This window comes from Chryseobacterium luteum (genome assembly GCF_000737785.1).
In the GTDB taxonomy this organism is placed as follows: domain Bacteria; phylum Bacteroidota; class Bacteroidia; order Flavobacteriales; family Weeksellaceae; genus Chryseobacterium; species Chryseobacterium luteum.
The window spans coordinates 268,571-284,485 of record NZ_JPRO01000004.1 but is presented as its reverse complement, the minus strand read 5'-3'; the positions used below and the strand labels follow the sequence as shown (position 1 = coordinate 284,485).

Genomic DNA, 15,915 nt, shown 5'->3' with positions numbered 1-15,915 from the left:
TTATAAAAGCAGTAAACATGAAATCAACAACTCTTTTTATCTTTTCAGCCTTCGCGCTGATGGCCTCATGCAATGAAAGACATGATAAGAGAAACCATGATAATAATGATAATGGCTGGGTAGACAAAGTGATCGACAAGGAAAACGGCCCGGTTAAGGAGAAAGTATTTAACGGAGATTTTGACGAAATTGAAGTCTCCCAAGCTATCAGTGCTGAAGTAATCAAATCTGAAACTGAAAAAGTAGTGATTTCCGCACCGGAAAATATCATCAATGAAATTCTGGTGGACAACAGTGGCGGAAAAGTTCATATCCATTATAAGCGCGGCATCAGGGTGATGAACAGCCATAATGTAAAAGCTAAAATCTACACGAAAGATTTTACAAAACTTGTAGCCAATTCTGCGGCAAGCATTACTGTAAAAGATAAATTTACACAGGAAAAAATGGATATTGATATATCCAGTGCAGCAAGCGTTTCCGGAGATCTGGAAGCCAATGATTTCGATATTTCAGCTGGAAGCAGCAGCAGCTTCACCGGAAAAATATGGGCGGTAGATCTTGATATTGAAGCTTCTTCGGCAGCAAGCCTTGATATTTCAGGAAAAAGTAAAAATGCGGATATCAGCTCTTCATCAGGCAGCAGTATTTCAGGCAATGAACTTGTTGCAGATAATGTGAAAGCAGATGCATCCAGTGGCGGCAGCATTCAGATCAGTGCTGTTTCTTCCTTAAATGCAGAAGCTTCTTCAGGTGGAAGTGTCAGTGTTTCTAAAAAAGGAGAGCTCAAAAATATCACCAAACAGGAGAGCAGTGGCGGAAGCGTCAGTATTCAATAGACCCAATATTTTATTTGATAATACAAAACCTTTGACTTCAACTTCAGTCAAGGGTTTTTGTATTAAATATCAATATGTTTAATAGTTACATCAAGAAAATTATAGATGGAACATATAAAAAGAAAACTTCAAAAAAATGATAATATACTCTGGCACATCACAGATACAACCCAGCTAAAATGTGATAAAGGAACAATTCCAACTCCTATCACAGTAACCAGTCAATCCTTTATGAGTATTGAAGGAAAATTTCAGGCTACAGAAGAAGACAAGCAGCCTACAGCAACATTAAACCTTTTGGGGTATGCAGTGTTTTAAGGTCTTCCTGTACACTCTTACCTGTTAAATGGGAAAATACCTCTGATTTTGAAATTGAAGGTAAAAAAGAATTGCTGGACGGTTTAACCTGCCAGTGTTCTGCTGGAGGTCAAATTTCTGTCATTCAGTCGGCACAGAATTTTGTGACGGAATAAGTTTTTTGAAAATCAAGCTTCAGTTTCCTCATCATTATCTTCACCAACTGACGAAGATCCTTCCCAATCCCTGTTATCAAAATTAAGATTGTCATAAGCCAGTAATTCCTCCTCCCGCTGGAGGATTTCCTTTGTGGTGAACAATAGGATTTCATCATCGTCCTTTGCCTTGGCCAGCCTTCTGATAGAAGCTTTATCTATGGCCATGAATCTTTGTCCGAGACGTCTGGCCGCATATTTCCTCATACCGGTTTCGTGCAGGACATCTACCGCCATATCTACGGCAGTTCCCAATGTTTCCCGGTAAATGTTTTCAATGCCGTTGTTAAGATAATTATAAGCATCAATCCTGTTTTTTGCCCTTACAAAAATCCGCACTTTAGGATAATGTTCCCGGACAAGATCTGCAATGAATTTATTATCGTCCGGATCATCAAGACAGAGAACCAGGATTTCGGCATCTTCAATGCCTGCAGCCCTTAAAGTGGGAATCCTTGTGGCATCTCCGTAATATACCTTAAAGCCATAGCTTCTCAATAGTTTTACACGGTCGGAATCCCTGTCCAGAACCGTTGCCGTAATTTTATTTGCCTTTAAAAGACGTCCAACCGTACTTCCGAAATGTCCGAAACCCACAATGATGATCTTTTTCTGGCTTATATTGTTGTCCAGGATATTAAAATCATTATCCGCATCAGGAATCTCTTGGATAAATTTGGGCATCAGGAACTTTTCATTAATGATCAGAAGAATAGGCGTAATACACATCGTGATAGCAGTGACAGCCATCATCTGCGCATTAAGTTCCGGGCTTAATAAATAAAGATCTGAGGTGTAATTGATCAGAACAAAAGCAAATTCCCCTACCTGAGAAAGGGCAAATGCATAAAATAAACTCTGTGGAGTATCAATCTTAAAAAACTTTCCAATCGCATACAGAACTACGAATTTTACAGTCAGTACCGCAAAAACAGTAGAAAAAATAAACAGAGGATCCTCCCGGATAATATTAAAATTGATGGTGGAACCTACGCTTACAAAGAATACGGCCAATAGCAGCCCTTTAAACGGATTGATCTGCGCTTCCAACTCATGACGAAATTCGCTGTTGGCAAGCATTACTCCTGCAAGAAAAGCTCCCAGAGCCGGCGAAAGCCCTATTGCCACCATCAGCTCTGAAACCCCGATCACGAGGAATAATGAAGAAGCGGTAAGCAATTCTGTCATTCCCGACTTTGAAACATACCTTAAAAAAGGGACAAAGACATACCTTCCCAAAAGAATCAAAACTGCAACCCCTAAAATTACCGTTCCGGCCTGCAGCCATTCCGGCAGTTTCTGAATGAGGATCTGTATATCATTATCATGATGGCTTGCTTTGTAATTGGCAATGATCGGAAGAATAGCCAGAATAGGAATCACCGCAATATCCTGAAACAGAAGGGTAGAGAAAGAGGCTTCTCCGGCCATGGTTTTAAGGTTATTCTTTTCCTGAAGAGTCTGAAGTACAATAGCTGTAGAAGAAAGCGCAAAACACATCGCAATGGCAATAGCCTTGTCTATCCTCCATCCTGCACTGATGAAAACCAGGAAAAGCAGTGAAATAGAAAGCAGCATCTGCGTAAGGCCAAGACCCATAATCTTCTTCCGCATTTCCCAGAATTTCCGGGGTTCAAGTTCCAGCCCTACCAAAAAAAGCAGCATAATAACTCCAAACTCACTGGCATGCATAATATCATTGACGTCTTTTCCGGTGAGCCGTAAAACATAGGGGCCAATAATGATCCCTCCTAAAATATAGCCGATCACAGAACTCAGTCCTAATTTTCTGGCCAGCGGAACCATAATAATGGCTACACCCAGGAAAATCAAAGTATTCATTGCTAAGCTGGACTCCATATGTTATTGATTGAGTAGTTCTGCAAATTCTTTTTTATATAAGATAATCTCCTTTTTGCTCAGTTTATTGGCTTCATAAACGATCTTGATATGTTTGATTTTGGCTTTGAAAACCTTTAAAGATACGATAAGTCCGCTGATCAGTTCTTCCACCGTATACTGATATGTTCCGTTTTTGCTGAAAGATCTTTCTTTTCCTCCCGTCGTTACGAGAATATAAATTTCTTTGCCTTCCAGCGGATTTGTTTCGCCTTCCCGGAGCCAGTCTCTGTCGAAAACTTCATCAATCCATAGTCTTAATAAAGGAGGCATTCCAAACCAGATAAGTGGAAACTGAAAAATAAAACGGTCATAGTCTTTTAATCTTTTTCTTTCCCTGAATGCCGCAATATGAAAATCCGGATATTCTTCGTAAAGATCTCTTAGGGTAAAATGCTGGTGACGGACATAGAAATTAATGAGCTCCACATTGGAATTCGAGTGCTCTAAATAGGGATGTGCAAAAACTACCAGCGTCTTCTTCATAAACCTGTTTTCAGTAAATATAATGAAAAAAAATTGGATAAAAAATGACTTTTACATGGTTTTGTTAATTTTTCAGTATGTAAATCTGAATTTAATATTAAATAAGATAAAGAAATGATCTTATTTTAGTATATTAAATAAAAAATCGGGCACACGGCCCGATTATATTGAATTTTGTTATCATTTAAAACTACCAGCCACCGGAAGCACCACCGCCTCCGAAGCTTCCTCCGCCTCCAAAACCGCCGAATCCACCACCTCCGCCTCCGGAACTTCCACCGCCAAAGCCGCCTCCACCGAAGCTGCCAGGGAAAGGAAAGAATCCGCCCGGGTAATTTCTGCGTCCTCTTCTGGTGATAATTACATCATCGTCATCATTGTTGCCGCCGCCACGTCCTCCGCCTCTGTTACCAAAGATAATGGCGAGAAGTATAAAGATGACAAATGCGATGATCAGGATCTTAAAAGCACTTCCATTGCCGGAAGGTGCTGAGGTTTCCTCAGGTTTGAATTTTCCCTGAACGGCCTCCATAATCGCTGAGGTTCCGCGATTGATGCCTTCATACCATTGGCCCTGCCTGAAATTTGGGGTGACAATATAATCAAGAATCTGTCCTGCAACCGAAGCTGTAAGATACTGTTCTACGGCTCTTCCCTGTTGGATAGACATTGTTTTGTCTTCTGTAGCGATCAGGAAAACAACGCCATTGTCCACACCTTTTTTACCGATTCCCCATTTTTCACCGAACATAGTGGCGAGAAAGTTGACGTCTTCTCCTTTGGTAGATGGGATAATCACCACTTCAATTTCCGTGGAAGTAGAATCTGAAAATTTGATCAGCTTATTATTCAGTTCATCTTTTTGCTGCTGTGTGAGCAGTCCTGCTTCATCGAACACAGGGTACAGAACCGCCGGCTTTGGCGGAATCGTGTATTGTGCCGATACAAAAGTGTAAAAGCAGAAGAGTATAAATGAAAATACCGGTTTAAGAGAACGTAATTTCATTAGACAGCTGATTGGGATTTTTTCCTTCAACAGGAAAATGTTTTTTTAATTCAAGACCGGTTTCCAGGATACCGCTTTTCAGAGCTTTATAATAATTTCCTTTGGCAAATTCAGCAGTGATGTAATCGTGCAGGTGATCCCAATACGACTGGTGTACTTTTTCATGAATTCCGATATCCCCAATAATGGTCAGATATTTCCGTTCGAAATTGACGTGAAAAAGCACAGCATTCCTGTCGGTGGTTGTATTCATACAAAGTTCTTTGAAAACTCCAAATGCAGTTTGTGCATTCTCTGTTTCCGTATTTGAGTCAATATGGACCCTGATCTCGCCTGTAGAATGTTCTTCCGCCGACTGTATCGCTTCCACAAGGGAATTGATCTGCTGATTTGTCAGAAAACGGCTCATTATTTAAATACTTCTGGTGCTTTTTCTGCCCCGGCTTCAGCTTTGAAGAAAGGTTTTTCTTTAAAGTTGGTAAAATTCGCCAGAATATTATTCGGGAACGTTTTGATCGTTGTATTGTAATCTTTGGCAGCATCGTTATAATAAACCGTTTCGGTTCTGATGCTGTTTTCTATCGCCGTAAATTCTCTCTGGAAATTGATGTACTGCTGGTCCGCTTTTAAATTCGGATAAGATTCCACTACCGCCATTAATCTGCTTAATGCTCCGGACAGTTCTCCCTGTGCAGCCTGGAATTTCGCCATATCAGCTTCCGTCATATTCGTAGGGTCTATGTTGATGGAAGTTGCTTTGGAACGGGCTTCAACAACTTTTGTCAATGTTTCCTGCTCGAATTTTGAGTACGATTTAACGGTTCTTTCCAGATTGGGAATAAGGTTGGCCCTTTTCTGATATACAGTTTCTATATTAGACCACTTCGAGTTCACATTCTGTTCTTTCGAAACAAAATTATTATACCCGTTTTTCCCCCAGAAGAATATCACACCTACAATGATAAGCAGCGCAATACCAATAGTTCCTGCACTCAGGCAGCCTTTATTTTTCATAGTTTATTTTTTTTAATTTTTTGTGCTGATCAAATATACAAATTATGTGCTAATTTTGTAAAAAATTATTAGAATGACAACAATAGTGGTGGCCATGGGAGAGAAGAACGGGATCGGTTTTGAAAACAAACTGCTGTGGCATCTTCCTAAAGACCTGAAACACTTTAAAGATATGACTTCCGGACATCCTGTAATTATGGGGAGAAAGACCTATGAAAGCATTGGAAAACCGTTGCCAAACCGTACCAATATTGTTATTTCCAGAAAGAAAAACTGGTTTGAAGAAGGGATCCTGATCGTAGGAAGCATCAAAGAAGCGGTAAAATTCGCCAAAAAGATCGATGAAAATGTGTTTATTATCGGCGGCGGGAATATCTATGAACAGACTATAGAAAATGTTGATAAACTGGAAGTTACCCTGGTGAAAGCCGATCTTGAGGCCGATACGTTCTTTCCAAAGATCAATCCGGAAATCTGGAAAAAGACCGGAGAGGTATGTCATGAAAAAGATGAAAAGAATCAATACGATTTTTGTTTTCAGACATTTGAAAGAATCAAGAGCGAATAGTTGTGAAAAATTCTAACTTCCAACCTCTAGCTTCTAACCTGTAAATTTTCTATCTTTGCACTTCTTAAAACTGAATAATGAATAAGTACATAAAAATTGTAATTGCAGCAGTTCTTATCCTTTTAGGACTCTATATGATGATTTTCACAAGAAATCTGGGCTGGGGGATCGTGGTTTTCCTTCTGGCAGCACTGCCTATTTTACTTTTCATCAAAAATGAATATATTCTCCTTGCTTTCTGGCAACTGAGAAAACAGAATATGGAAAAAGCGGCACATTGGTTAAATGGCATTACAAATTACCAGGCACAGCTTCATAAATCCCAGTACGGATATTTCCATTACCTATTAGGACTTACACAGGCTCAGGAACATCCCACAAAGGTGGAACCTTTAATGAAAAAAGCTTTGGAATACGGTCTGAATATGAAGCACGACAGAGCAATGGCAACATTGAACCTTGCAGCAGCAGCCATTTCTAAGGGAAGAAAGCAGGAAGGACAGAAACTTCTGGATGAAGCTAAAAGATTAGACACGGCAGGAATGATGACGGATCAGATCAAAATGATGAAAGATCAGCTGAAGATGCCTTCTATGCAGAAACACATGCACAATCCTAATATGAGACAGAGAGGAAAATTCTCCTAAGAAAAATATACGAAACTAAAAAAGCACCTGATTCAGGTGCTTTTTTAGTTTAATCTGATAAGTGTTACATTTCCGAGTTCTGATGATCATACCCATAAAATTTAGGTATCTGCCATTGGTATTTTACGGCAAGAGTTCTGATAGCAACGATCAGTAAAATGGTGAAGATCTGTATGAATGTATAAGAAAGCGGGATCAGCTTCGTCATCAGAAGAAATGCAGATCCTCCGACGATGCATGCCGTAGCATAAATCTCTTTCCTGAAGATCAGCGGAATTCGGTTCAGGAGAATATCCCGTATGATCCCTCCGAAACAGCCCGTAATGGTTCCCAGCGCAATACATATCAGAGGATGTATATTGGCATTCAATCCTTTCTGAACCCCGATAATGGTAAATAATCCCAGCCCGAAACTGTCAAAAATAAACAGGGTTACCTTGAAGTTTTTTTCAATAGACTTGAAGATCATGGCAAAAATGCTTGTTCCCAAAATCAGTGCGCATGTTAAAAGGTCGTGCATCCAGAAAACAGGAATATCCAGTAAAAGATCCCTTACAGTTCCTCCGCCTACAGAGGTGACGAATGCAATAATAAGTACCCCGAACGGATCAAGACGTTTCTGCATCGCTGCAAAACTCCCCGACATCGCAAAGGAAATGGTTCCGAGCACCTCTATGGCAAAATTGAACTGTTCATGCATAATTTATGAGTAATGAGTAATGGGCAATGAGTAATAAAAATTGTGCCATTTAAGGTTGGGACAATTTAAACTTATATCTAGTCATAACCTTTACAAGCTCTTCACATTCCGATTTTAAAAGGATCATTGTGTCAGAACTTAGATATTTGAGTTCTTCAATAATTTCAAGCCAAAGTTGGGTTTCATCAATTTCTTCTACAACAATGCAGAGTTTAGCAAATCTTTCTTTTTCAGATCTTGTCCGTGAGACAGTTCTGTAATTTGCTGTCACTGAAGTAGAAGATCTTATAATTTGTTTTCTTATGACCGAAACATCATCCGAATAAGGTAATGATGAAAGAGATTTAATCACAAGAATGGAGAAATTTTTAGTTCTCTCTCGAAACATTTGATTATAATCCATATCTCCGGAATTATTCATTACCTATTACTCATTACTTATCATTTTACCCTAACAGAGTCCGGAACCAGCAATTCATACTCTCCGTCGTGGTTGATGATCTCTCTTACGATGCTGCTGCTGATGAAAGATTTTCCGGACGAGGTTAACAGGAATACGGTTTCCAGTTTTTTATGAGCCAAAGTTCTGTTGGTATGAGCTATTGCTTTCTCAAATTCAAAATCGGCAGGGTTTCTTAAGCCTCTGAGAATGTATTGTGCATCCTTTTCAAAGCAGTAATCTACCGTTAATCCTTCAAAAAAATCCACTTCCACATTAGGAAATTCGGATACGGAATTTTGAATGAATTCCATTCTTTTTTCCAGCGGAAACATATATTTTTTTTGGGAATTCTGTCCGATCGCAATAATCAGTTTGTCAAAAAGCGGAGCCGCTCTTTCAATAATATCATAATGTCCCAGGGTAATAGGATCAAAAGATCCGGGGAAAACAGCAATTTTCATGTTTTACGTGTTATGATGAGTTACGTGTTGCGAGTTCTGAGTTGAATGGTGAGCTTGGTTCTATTGGTATTGCTTTCCTCCCATCGTCTAACTTTTAACCCCTAATTTCTAACTTCTATTATTTATTCAGTGCTTTTTCTACTTCGTTCCCGCAAAGATCTGTGATGGATATTCCGTAAATTTTTGCCTGTTGCGGAAGAATGCTGGCAGGGGAGAATCCCGGATTGGTATTCATTTCAAGCATATAAGGAATACCGTCCATAAGGATAAATTCACTTCTTGAAAAACCGCTCATGCCCAGGGAATTGTAGGCTCTTTTTGAAATTTCCTCCACTCTGATTCTGGTTGCATCGTCAATTCTCGCCGGGGTAATTTCTTCTGAAGCGCCTTCATATTTAGCCTCATAATCGAAGAATTCATTGGTAGGTACAATTTCAGTGATTCCTAAAACGATGGTTTCCCCTTTGAAATCTATAACGCCTACGGAAACCTCCATTCCGTCCAGGAAGCTCTCGATCAGGATCTCATCATCTTCTTTAAAGGCAATTTCTGTGGCAGCAATTAATTCTGACTTCTCCTTTACTTTGGAAATTCCCAGAGAAGATCCGGACTGGTTCGGCTTAACGAAAACCGGAAGACCGAGACTTTCAATGATTTTATCTGTATTGATCTCTTCTCCTTTTCTTAAATATATGCTTTTAGCAGAAGGTATTCCGTATTTCGACAAGACAGCCAATGTGTCTTTTTTATTGAAGGTCAAAGCGCTTTGGTAAAAACCACAGCCGGTATACTTCTGTCCGATGGCGTCCCAGTAAGCCTGAAGAATCCCGTTTTCGCCCGGAGTTCCGTGGATAATGTTGAAACAGGCATCGAATTTCAGTTTTTCATTATGATCTAAAGTCACTGAAAAATCTCCGCGGTTGATTTCATGTTTTTCATCGTTTTCTCCTAAAAAATACCATTCATCTTTAAGGATAACCACTTTATATACATCATATAGATTTCTGTCCAGAGAATCATAGATCAACTGACCGCTTTTTAAGGAAACCACATATTCGTCTGAATAGCCTCCCATGACAACGGCAACACTTTTTTTGCTCATAACCATTATAGTATCAATTAAGGCAAATTTAATCATTTTATGTAATGCAATAAGGGAAATTCAGAAATTTTAAAATTGAAAATGAATTGTGTTAAATAAAAGCACATTTAAAATTATTAGCTATATTTGCCGTTATAATTAAAGGATTTTTAAGTATGCTTAAATCACTTTTCAATTGGAAAGTTTTACTGAATTTAGTAGTCGCCATCGGTGTTTTTGTGGGGTTGGTGTGGCTTACTTTCCGCTGGCTGGAATATCATACCAATCACGGCCAGGAGATTCCTGTACCCAATGTTATTAATAAATCGGTCTACGATGCCGTGAAAATATTAGAGGATACCGGACTGGAATATGAGGTAGACAGTGCCGAGTACAACCCTAAATATAAGCCTTTTCAGGTTTTAAAGATGCATCCTATATCCAGTTCCCGTGTAAAACCGGGATCGCTGGTAAGAATTGTGGTGAATCCCAGAACATGGGCTCCTATTACAATTCCTGATGTGATCAATAAATATACCGGGCTGGCTTTCCAGAGACTGGATCAGGTTGGGCTGAAGATCGGCGATACCATCTATGAGCCGAGTATTCAGAAAGATGCTCTTTTAAGAGTATTATATAAAGGTAATGCCGTCAATCCGGGATCGCGTCTTCCGAGATTCTCTGTGATTGATGTGGTAGTAGGATCCGGACCTATGAGAAATATTTCAATTCCTAGTGTGGTAGGACTTTCGGTGAAAGAAGCCAGAGCGGTTATCGCAAAAAGCTTGTTTGAAATAGGCCTTGTAGAGCATGAAGATGGAAGTAAGGATGAATCTGATATCATCTACTATCAGGATCCGGCTTCCGGAGATGTAAGAGACCAGGGAATGCAGATCGACCTTTGGGCAAGTAAGAGAACACCTGCCGAGCTTAGGGCTAAAGTAGAACAATTGAATTCTATCTACCGGATGAAGGTAGATACTTCACTGCCTCCGGTACATTACGATGAAGTTCCCAACTATCAGGAACCAAGTTATGATCCACCTGCAGCACCACCTGTACCCAAAAAAGAAACTCCTAAACCTGAACCGGTAAAGACAGAGCCTGCCAAAACAAGTACAGCTGCCGGAGCCAAGCCATCAGTAACAGTAACGGAAAAGCCTAAATCCACTGCATCAGGCAGCCAAGGTTCAGGAAATAAACCGGCAACGAATGGAAATACGACACAGCAGCCGGCCCAAAAACCAAAGGCTAAAAAAGTAGTGGTGGAATAATCACGCTTTATTATATAAAATATAGGCTTCAACTGCAAAATGTTGGGGCCTTTTGCGTAAAAAAATAAAATAATGGCAGAAGATAACGAAGATTTTTTGGATGAAGAATTATTAGATTCCGACAGTTTGGAGAATATTGATATTGATGAGGAAAATAAAGGATTATATGAGCATGTTAATATCAAGGTTGATAAAAAGCAGGAGCCATTAAGGATCGACAAATTCCTATTGACATACAGGCAAAACTCTTCCCGGAATAAAATTTCGCAGACCTGCCGGGCAGGAAACGTTATTGTAAATGGAATTCCGGTCAAGCAGAACTACCGGGTGAAGCCGGGTGACCAGATCTCGGTGCTTCTGACCCATCCGCCAAGGGAAAATGTGATTATTCCTCAGGATATTCCTGTTAATATCATTTACGAAGACGATGATTTGGTCGTAGTAGATAAGGAACCGGGAATGGTAGTACATCCCGGTCATGGAAACTGGGACAAAACATTGGTGAATGCATTGGCCTTCCATTTTGAAAAAAGCGGTGAGAAATCTGATCTGGACAGGGTAGGACTTGTCCACAGGATCGATAAAGATACGTCCGGGCTTCTGGTGATCGCCAAAAATGAATACGCTCTGAGCTTTTTAGCGAAACAGTTTTTCAACAGAACTACGAAAAGATTATACTGGGCTTTTGTCTGGGGAAATCCTCAGGAAGACGAAGGCACCATAAGCGGCCATATAGGGAGGCATCCTAAAAACAGGATGCAGATGTCGGTTTATGAGGACGGAAGCCACGGAAAGCATGCGGTAACGCATTACAAGGTATTGGAACGTTTCCGGTATATGACGTGGGTGGAATGTAAACTTGAAACGGGAAGAACACACCAGATCCGGGCCCATTTCAAACATATCGGCCATACTTTGTTTAATGATGAAAGATATGAAGGTCATACGCCTCTCAGAGGAGTCAATCTACCTAAGTATAAGCAGTTTATAAAAAATGTTTTTGAAATTCTCCCGAGACATGCCCTTCATGCCCATACTTTAGGGTTTATACATCCAACCACTAAAAAGGAATTATATTTTGAGAGCCCAATGCCGAAAGATATGGCGGATGCTGTAAAAAAATGGAGAAATTATTTAGAAAACTAAAAATATATTGAGAATTTTTTTATATTTGTTGAATTGAAATCAAGATTTGTTATGAGAAAACTATATGCTATCGTATGTTTAGCTCTTTTGTCAAATGCATACAAAGCACAAGAATCACTACCATACTATCAGCAATATCTTTTGGATGGTGAATTCCTGTTCAACCCGGCCCAGTACGGAAAGACCGATTACGTGCAGCTTAATGCTAATTACCACAAACAATTTGACAAGTTCAGCGATTCTCCAAATACGCAGTCTATAGGAATCAACGGGAACATTTTCGACAGAGTAGGAGCAGGACTCTCTATTTTCAGAGACAGCAATGGACCTATTTCTGCAGGCGGTATTACAGCGGGAGCTTCATACTTTATTCCACTAAGTAGTGAGGGAGACAGAAAAGACCAGTTCTCTTTCGGTACCAGTGTTTCATTTTATAATATGAACTTCGACTATACTTCAGTGAATGTTGAAGATGGTTACGATCCATTGTTGATCGGAAAAGAAGGGAATATTTTTATGGCTTACGCCAACTTTGGTGCAGCGGCTACCTACAGAAACATTTTTGCAGGGGTATCTGTAAATGATATTGCACTAAGCAATGACAAGGCTATCGTAAACGGAATTGAGCCTTCACCAATTAAATTCTTCTTAAACTTAGGATATGACTGGCATTTTGCCGACAATATCTTCGTAACGCCATCAGCGTTGATCAACCTGAATACCAATTCAACAAGAATGATCGACTACAACCTAATGGCTACATTCTTTAATGACATCAACTCATTCTCTGCCGGGGTAAGCTACAGAACGGTACAGAACAGATTTGACAGCCAGCAGTTACAGGTAGCACCGGTTGTTAAAGTAAGAGTTAATAAATTAATGATCGGAGCAACTTACAACATCGGAATGTCTGATATCCAGACGTATGGTGGAAACAGCTTCATGATCAGTTTAGGGTATAATTTCGATAACTTTATTAATCATAGAGGATATAGATATTAATCTGATTTAATTTAAATAAATTTGAGCTCTGAAATTTTCAGGGCTTTTTTTATGATATATATTCACATTCCTTTCTGCAAGCAAAAATGCAGCTACTGCAATTTTCACTTTTCTACTTCTTTAAATTTTAAAGATGAAATGATCCGTGCGATGAAGACCGAGATCAGGCTTAGAAAAGATGAACTGCAGAATAAAAGTTTAAAATCCCTGTATTTTGGTGGGGGAACACCATCTATTCTTTCGGCAGATGAGATCAATTCTCTGATTGATGAGGTTCTGAAATACTTTACTTTCGATAATGATATTGAAGTAACGCTGGAAGCCAATCCCGATGATCTGGACAAAAATTTTTTAAAACAGCTGGCTCAGTCTCCGGTCAACAGGCTTTCTATCGGGACCCAGAGCTTTTTCGAGGAAGATCTGATACTGATGAACCGTGCCCATAATGCTTCTGAAGCAGAAAGTTCTATCAAAAGAGCACAGGATTTCGGGTTTGAAAACTTAAGCATCGATTTGATTTATGGCTCACCAACTTCTAATCTGGAGATATGGAAAGAGAATTTAAACAAAACCATTGCCCTTGAAGTGCCCCATATCTCTTCTTATGCGCTCACTGTTGAACCGAAAACTGCTTTGGAGAACTGGATTTCTAAAGGAAAAGTGGCCAGTCCCAGAGAAGATGACCAGAATAAAGAGTTCTATTACCTGTCAGATTTCTTAAAAGATAACGGATTTGAGCATTATGAAGTCTCCAATTTTGCAAAACCGGGCTTTTATTCAAGACATAATTCTGCCTATTGGAAGTATAAAGAGTATCTTGGAATAGGTCCTTCGGCTCATTCGTATAACGGATTTGATGTCAGAAGCTGGAATGTTGCCAACAATCAGCAGTATATTAAAAAACTCCATACCGGAATTCTGGCCAAAGAAGAAGAGATCCTTTCACAGTATGATCAGTTCAATGAAATGATTATGATTGGCTTGAGGACAATCTGGGGAGTAGATCTTGAAAGTCTGAAAAATAAATTCAATGATCAGATCATCGAACACTTCCAGTATGAAATAAAATCCAAAATAGAAGAAGGTATTTTAATCACAGAAGACAATCATTTGAAAATACCGGAAAAGCACTGGTTTATGGCGGATGGAATTGCTTCGGATTTATTTTTGGTATAAGGTTTATTAATGTATATTTGGAACTATACTTTAAATAAAAACCATGAACCATGAGAAAAAAAATATTCCTGTTTTTTCTTTTTTTAAGCGCCTTACATTTTTCTCAAAAACCGATTTTTACAAAAGCAAAAGTTAATGCTGTGAATGTTTACAGATCTTCTGCGGAGCTTCAGAATTCCGTGAATGTCCCGATCCCCGCAGGAACTTCTGAGGTGGTTGTGACCAATATTTCGGATGAAATCGTAGAGAAATCAATACAGATTAATACGAATAATAAAGATATTTCAATTCTTTCCGCGCAATACAGAAGCAACTATAGCTCGAATTATTTTGAGAATAATAATCCTAACGGGAAAAGAATTAAGGATAGCATTGCTATTTTAGAGAACCTCACTACGAAAATTAATATCGAGCGGCAGACTAATGAGAAAACACTGGAACTTTTAGACAAGAATCAGGGACTTTTGGTTGGTAGCAATACTTCCAGTGTGGCCCAGCTGATGCAGTTGACAGAATATTATAAGACGAAAAGAAATGAAATAAGCATAGAACAGCTTGATATCAATAAAAAATATGCACAAAATGTGTTGAAGCTTGAAAGCTTAAGAAACCGTCTGAAAGCCAATACAGATGCTGAAGAAACTTTTTCTGATGGTGTTCTTGTTCTGAGAATTGCAAGCAGTGCCGGAGGAAATGCAAAAATGGATCTGGGATATCTGGCAGAAAATGTTTCCTGGGAACCGTTTTATGAAGTGAAGGGTAATAAGCTTACTGAACCTTTAGATGTCACTTTCAAAGCAAAGGTAAGACAGGATACCGGACTTGACTGGAAAGGAGTGAAGCTTTCACTGGTTAATGCAAAATCTTCAAGAAATAATGAGGCTCCGGTTATGAATCCCTGGTTTTTGAATTCTTATAAGAATGAAGAAAGAGCAAGCACAGGATATTCTGGGAAAAGAGATACTTTAAAAACGATGGCGATTGAGGAAGTGGTAGTGATGGGCTATGGAACTAAAATTAATGAAAATCAATTGAATGTCAGTTTTGATACCGATATTCCTTATGATATTTTGTCAAACGATGAAGATCACTTTATCAACCTGAAACAGATAAAGCTCCCGGCTGAATATAAATATTATACAGTTCCGAAATACAGTACTACCGCCTATTTGGTCGCAGATATTAAAGATTTTAACAAATACAATCTTATTTCAGGTGCTGCGAGTGTCATCTTTGAAAATATGTATGTAGGCGAAACAAGGATCAATCCCAATCAGACGAATGATAAAATGAGCATTACCCTTGGAGATGACAAGAAAATTAGTGTACGCAAAGAGATGGTTAATGATAAGGCAAGTGAAAAATTATTTTCTTCCTATCAGGAAAAAACAATTACTTACGATCTTGTTGTCCGCAATAATAAAAAAGAGACTATTAATATTGAGATAAGAGATCAGATTCCTTTGAGCAAGGATGAAGCTGTAAAGATTGAGCTTCTCCAGAGTGACAATGCAGAACTGGATAAAGAGAAAGGATTTTTACTATGGAACGTTAAAATTTCTTCATCCGAAACGAAAAAATTCAGGGTGAGCTATAAAGTAAGATACCCGAAAGATTTTTCAATCGGTAATCTTAATTAAATATCCGATTATTCACTATTTT

Annotated in this window: 19 protein-coding genes; 10 read left to right on the top strand and 9 right to left on the bottom strand. The window is 39.0% G+C overall.

Translation table 11 applies throughout. The features are described 5' to 3' along the window. Nucleotides 1-17: 17 nt before the first annotated feature. From IX38_RS08135 to IX38_RS23175, 3 genes are all read left to right on the top strand, one after another. Nucleotides 18-839 carry a GIN domain-containing protein gene (locus tag IX38_RS08135; RefSeq protein WP_034703639.1) on the top strand — a complete coding sequence of 274 codons (822 nt, stop codon included), beginning with the start codon at nt 18-20 and terminating at the stop codon, nt 837-839. A gap of 105 nt (nt 840-944) precedes the next feature. Then, complete coding sequence (locus tag IX38_RS23180; RefSeq protein WP_051884560.1) at nt 945-1,157, top strand: hypothetical protein; 213 nt, start codon at nt 945-947, stop codon at nt 1,155-1,157. Then, a complete protein-coding gene (locus IX38_RS23175; RefSeq protein WP_117585882.1) occupies nt 1,088-1,312 on the top strand; it encodes a PAAR-like protein in 225 nt (74 codons plus the stop codon). The genes IX38_RS23180 and IX38_RS23175 overlap by 70 nt, the downstream gene beginning before the upstream one ends. Before the next feature lie 12 nt (nt 1,313-1,324). Here the strand turns inward: IX38_RS23175 and IX38_RS08125 are convergent, their stop codons facing one another. The 5 genes from IX38_RS08125 to IX38_RS08105 all read right to left on the bottom strand — a co-directional run bounded on the left by IX38_RS08125 (nt 1,325) and on the right by IX38_RS08105 (nt 5,756). After that, entirely contained in the window at nt 1,325-3,211 is a 1,887-nt protein-coding gene (locus tag IX38_RS08125) for a monovalent cation:proton antiporter-2 (CPA2) family protein (RefSeq protein WP_034703636.1), read from the bottom strand. Between the two features lie 3 nt (nt 3,212-3,214). Next, nucleotides 3,215-3,736, bottom strand: a complete 522-nt coding sequence (locus tag IX38_RS08120; protein WP_034703633.1) for an NAD(P)H-dependent oxidoreductase — start codon at nt 3,734-3,736, stop codon at nt 3,215-3,217. Between the two features lie 190 nt (nt 3,737-3,926). Next, nucleotides 3,927-4,742, bottom strand: coding sequence for a TPM domain-containing protein (locus IX38_RS08115; RefSeq protein ID WP_034703630.1), 816 nt, complete (start codon nt 4,740-4,742; stop codon nt 3,927-3,929). Further along, nucleotides 4,723-5,151 (bottom strand): TPM domain-containing protein, encoded by a 429-nt coding sequence (locus IX38_RS08110; RefSeq protein ID WP_185097676.1) that lies wholly within the window; start codon nt 5,149-5,151, stop codon nt 4,723-4,725. The genes IX38_RS08115 and IX38_RS08110 overlap by 20 nt, the downstream gene beginning before the upstream one ends. Continuing rightward, entirely contained in the window at nt 5,151-5,756 is a 606-nt protein-coding gene (locus IX38_RS08105; RefSeq protein ID WP_034703627.1) for a LemA family protein, read from the bottom strand. The genes IX38_RS08110 and IX38_RS08105 overlap by 1 nt, the downstream gene beginning before the upstream one ends. A gap of 73 nt (nt 5,757-5,829) precedes the next feature. On the opposite strand from IX38_RS08105, the gene IX38_RS08100 reads away from it, so the two are divergent. Both IX38_RS08100 and IX38_RS08095 read left to right on the top strand, forming a co-directional pair. Then, nucleotides 5,830-6,324: a dihydrofolate reductase gene (locus IX38_RS08100; RefSeq protein ID WP_034703626.1), complete on the top strand. Its 495-nt coding sequence runs from the start codon at nt 5,830-5,832 to the stop codon at nt 6,322-6,324. A gap of 77 nt (nt 6,325-6,401) precedes the next feature. After that, a complete protein-coding gene (locus IX38_RS08095; protein ID WP_034703625.1) occupies nt 6,402-6,971 on the top strand; it encodes a membrane protein in 570 nt (189 codons plus the stop codon). Between the two features lie 64 nt (nt 6,972-7,035). Here the strand turns inward: IX38_RS08095 and IX38_RS08090 are convergent, their stop codons facing one another. The 4 genes from IX38_RS08090 to IX38_RS08075 all read right to left on the bottom strand — a co-directional run bounded on the left by IX38_RS08090 (nt 7,036) and on the right by IX38_RS08075 (nt 9,676). Then, on the bottom strand, nt 7,036-7,671 hold the full coding sequence (locus tag IX38_RS08090) for a trimeric intracellular cation channel family protein (protein WP_034703624.1): 636 nt from the start codon (nt 7,669-7,671) through the stop codon (nt 7,036-7,038). A gap of 49 nt (nt 7,672-7,720) precedes the next feature. Continuing rightward, nucleotides 7,721-8,092 carry a four helix bundle protein gene (locus IX38_RS08085; protein ID WP_228377925.1) on the bottom strand — a complete coding sequence of 124 codons (372 nt, stop codon included), beginning with the start codon at nt 8,090-8,092 and terminating at the stop codon, nt 7,721-7,723. A 20-nt stretch (nt 8,093-8,112) separates the two neighbouring features. Beyond that, nucleotides 8,113-8,574: a pantetheine-phosphate adenylyltransferase gene (gene coaD / locus IX38_RS08080; protein ID WP_034703623.1), complete on the bottom strand. Its 462-nt coding sequence runs from the start codon at nt 8,572-8,574 to the stop codon at nt 8,113-8,115. 118 nt (nt 8,575-8,692) lie between these two features. Beyond that, nucleotides 8,693-9,676: a D-alanine--D-alanine ligase gene (locus IX38_RS08075; protein WP_034703715.1), complete on the bottom strand. Its 984-nt coding sequence runs from the start codon at nt 9,674-9,676 to the stop codon at nt 8,693-8,695. 155 nt (nt 9,677-9,831) lie between these two features. Between IX38_RS08075 and IX38_RS08070 the strand changes: the two genes are divergently transcribed. The 5 genes from IX38_RS08070 (at nt 9,832) to IX38_RS08050 (ending at nt 15,893) form a co-directional block, all read left to right on the top strand. Then, nucleotides 9,832-10,929, top strand: coding sequence for a PASTA domain-containing protein (locus IX38_RS08070; protein ID WP_034703621.1), 1,098 nt, complete (start codon nt 9,832-9,834; stop codon nt 10,927-10,929). Nucleotides 10,930-11,001: 72 nt separating this feature from the next. Continuing rightward, nucleotides 11,002-12,075: an RluA family pseudouridine synthase gene (locus IX38_RS08065; RefSeq protein WP_034703619.1), complete on the top strand. Its 1,074-nt coding sequence runs from the start codon at nt 11,002-11,004 to the stop codon at nt 12,073-12,075. 51 nt (nt 12,076-12,126) lie between these two features. After that, on the top strand, nt 12,127-13,077 hold the full coding sequence (locus tag IX38_RS08060; RefSeq protein ID WP_034703618.1) for a PorP/SprF family type IX secretion system membrane protein: 951 nt from the start codon (nt 12,127-12,129) through the stop codon (nt 13,075-13,077). A 51-nt stretch (nt 13,078-13,128) separates the two neighbouring features. Continuing rightward, nucleotides 13,129-14,253: a radical SAM family heme chaperone HemW gene (gene hemW / locus IX38_RS08055; protein ID WP_084680228.1), complete on the top strand. Its 1,125-nt coding sequence runs from the start codon at nt 13,129-13,131 to the stop codon at nt 14,251-14,253. A 50-nt stretch (nt 14,254-14,303) separates the two neighbouring features. Beyond that, nucleotides 14,304-15,893, top strand: coding sequence for a DUF4139 domain-containing protein (locus tag IX38_RS08050; RefSeq protein WP_034703616.1), 1,590 nt, complete (start codon nt 14,304-14,306; stop codon nt 15,891-15,893). The last annotated feature ends 22 nt before the right edge of the window (nt 15,894-15,915 follow it).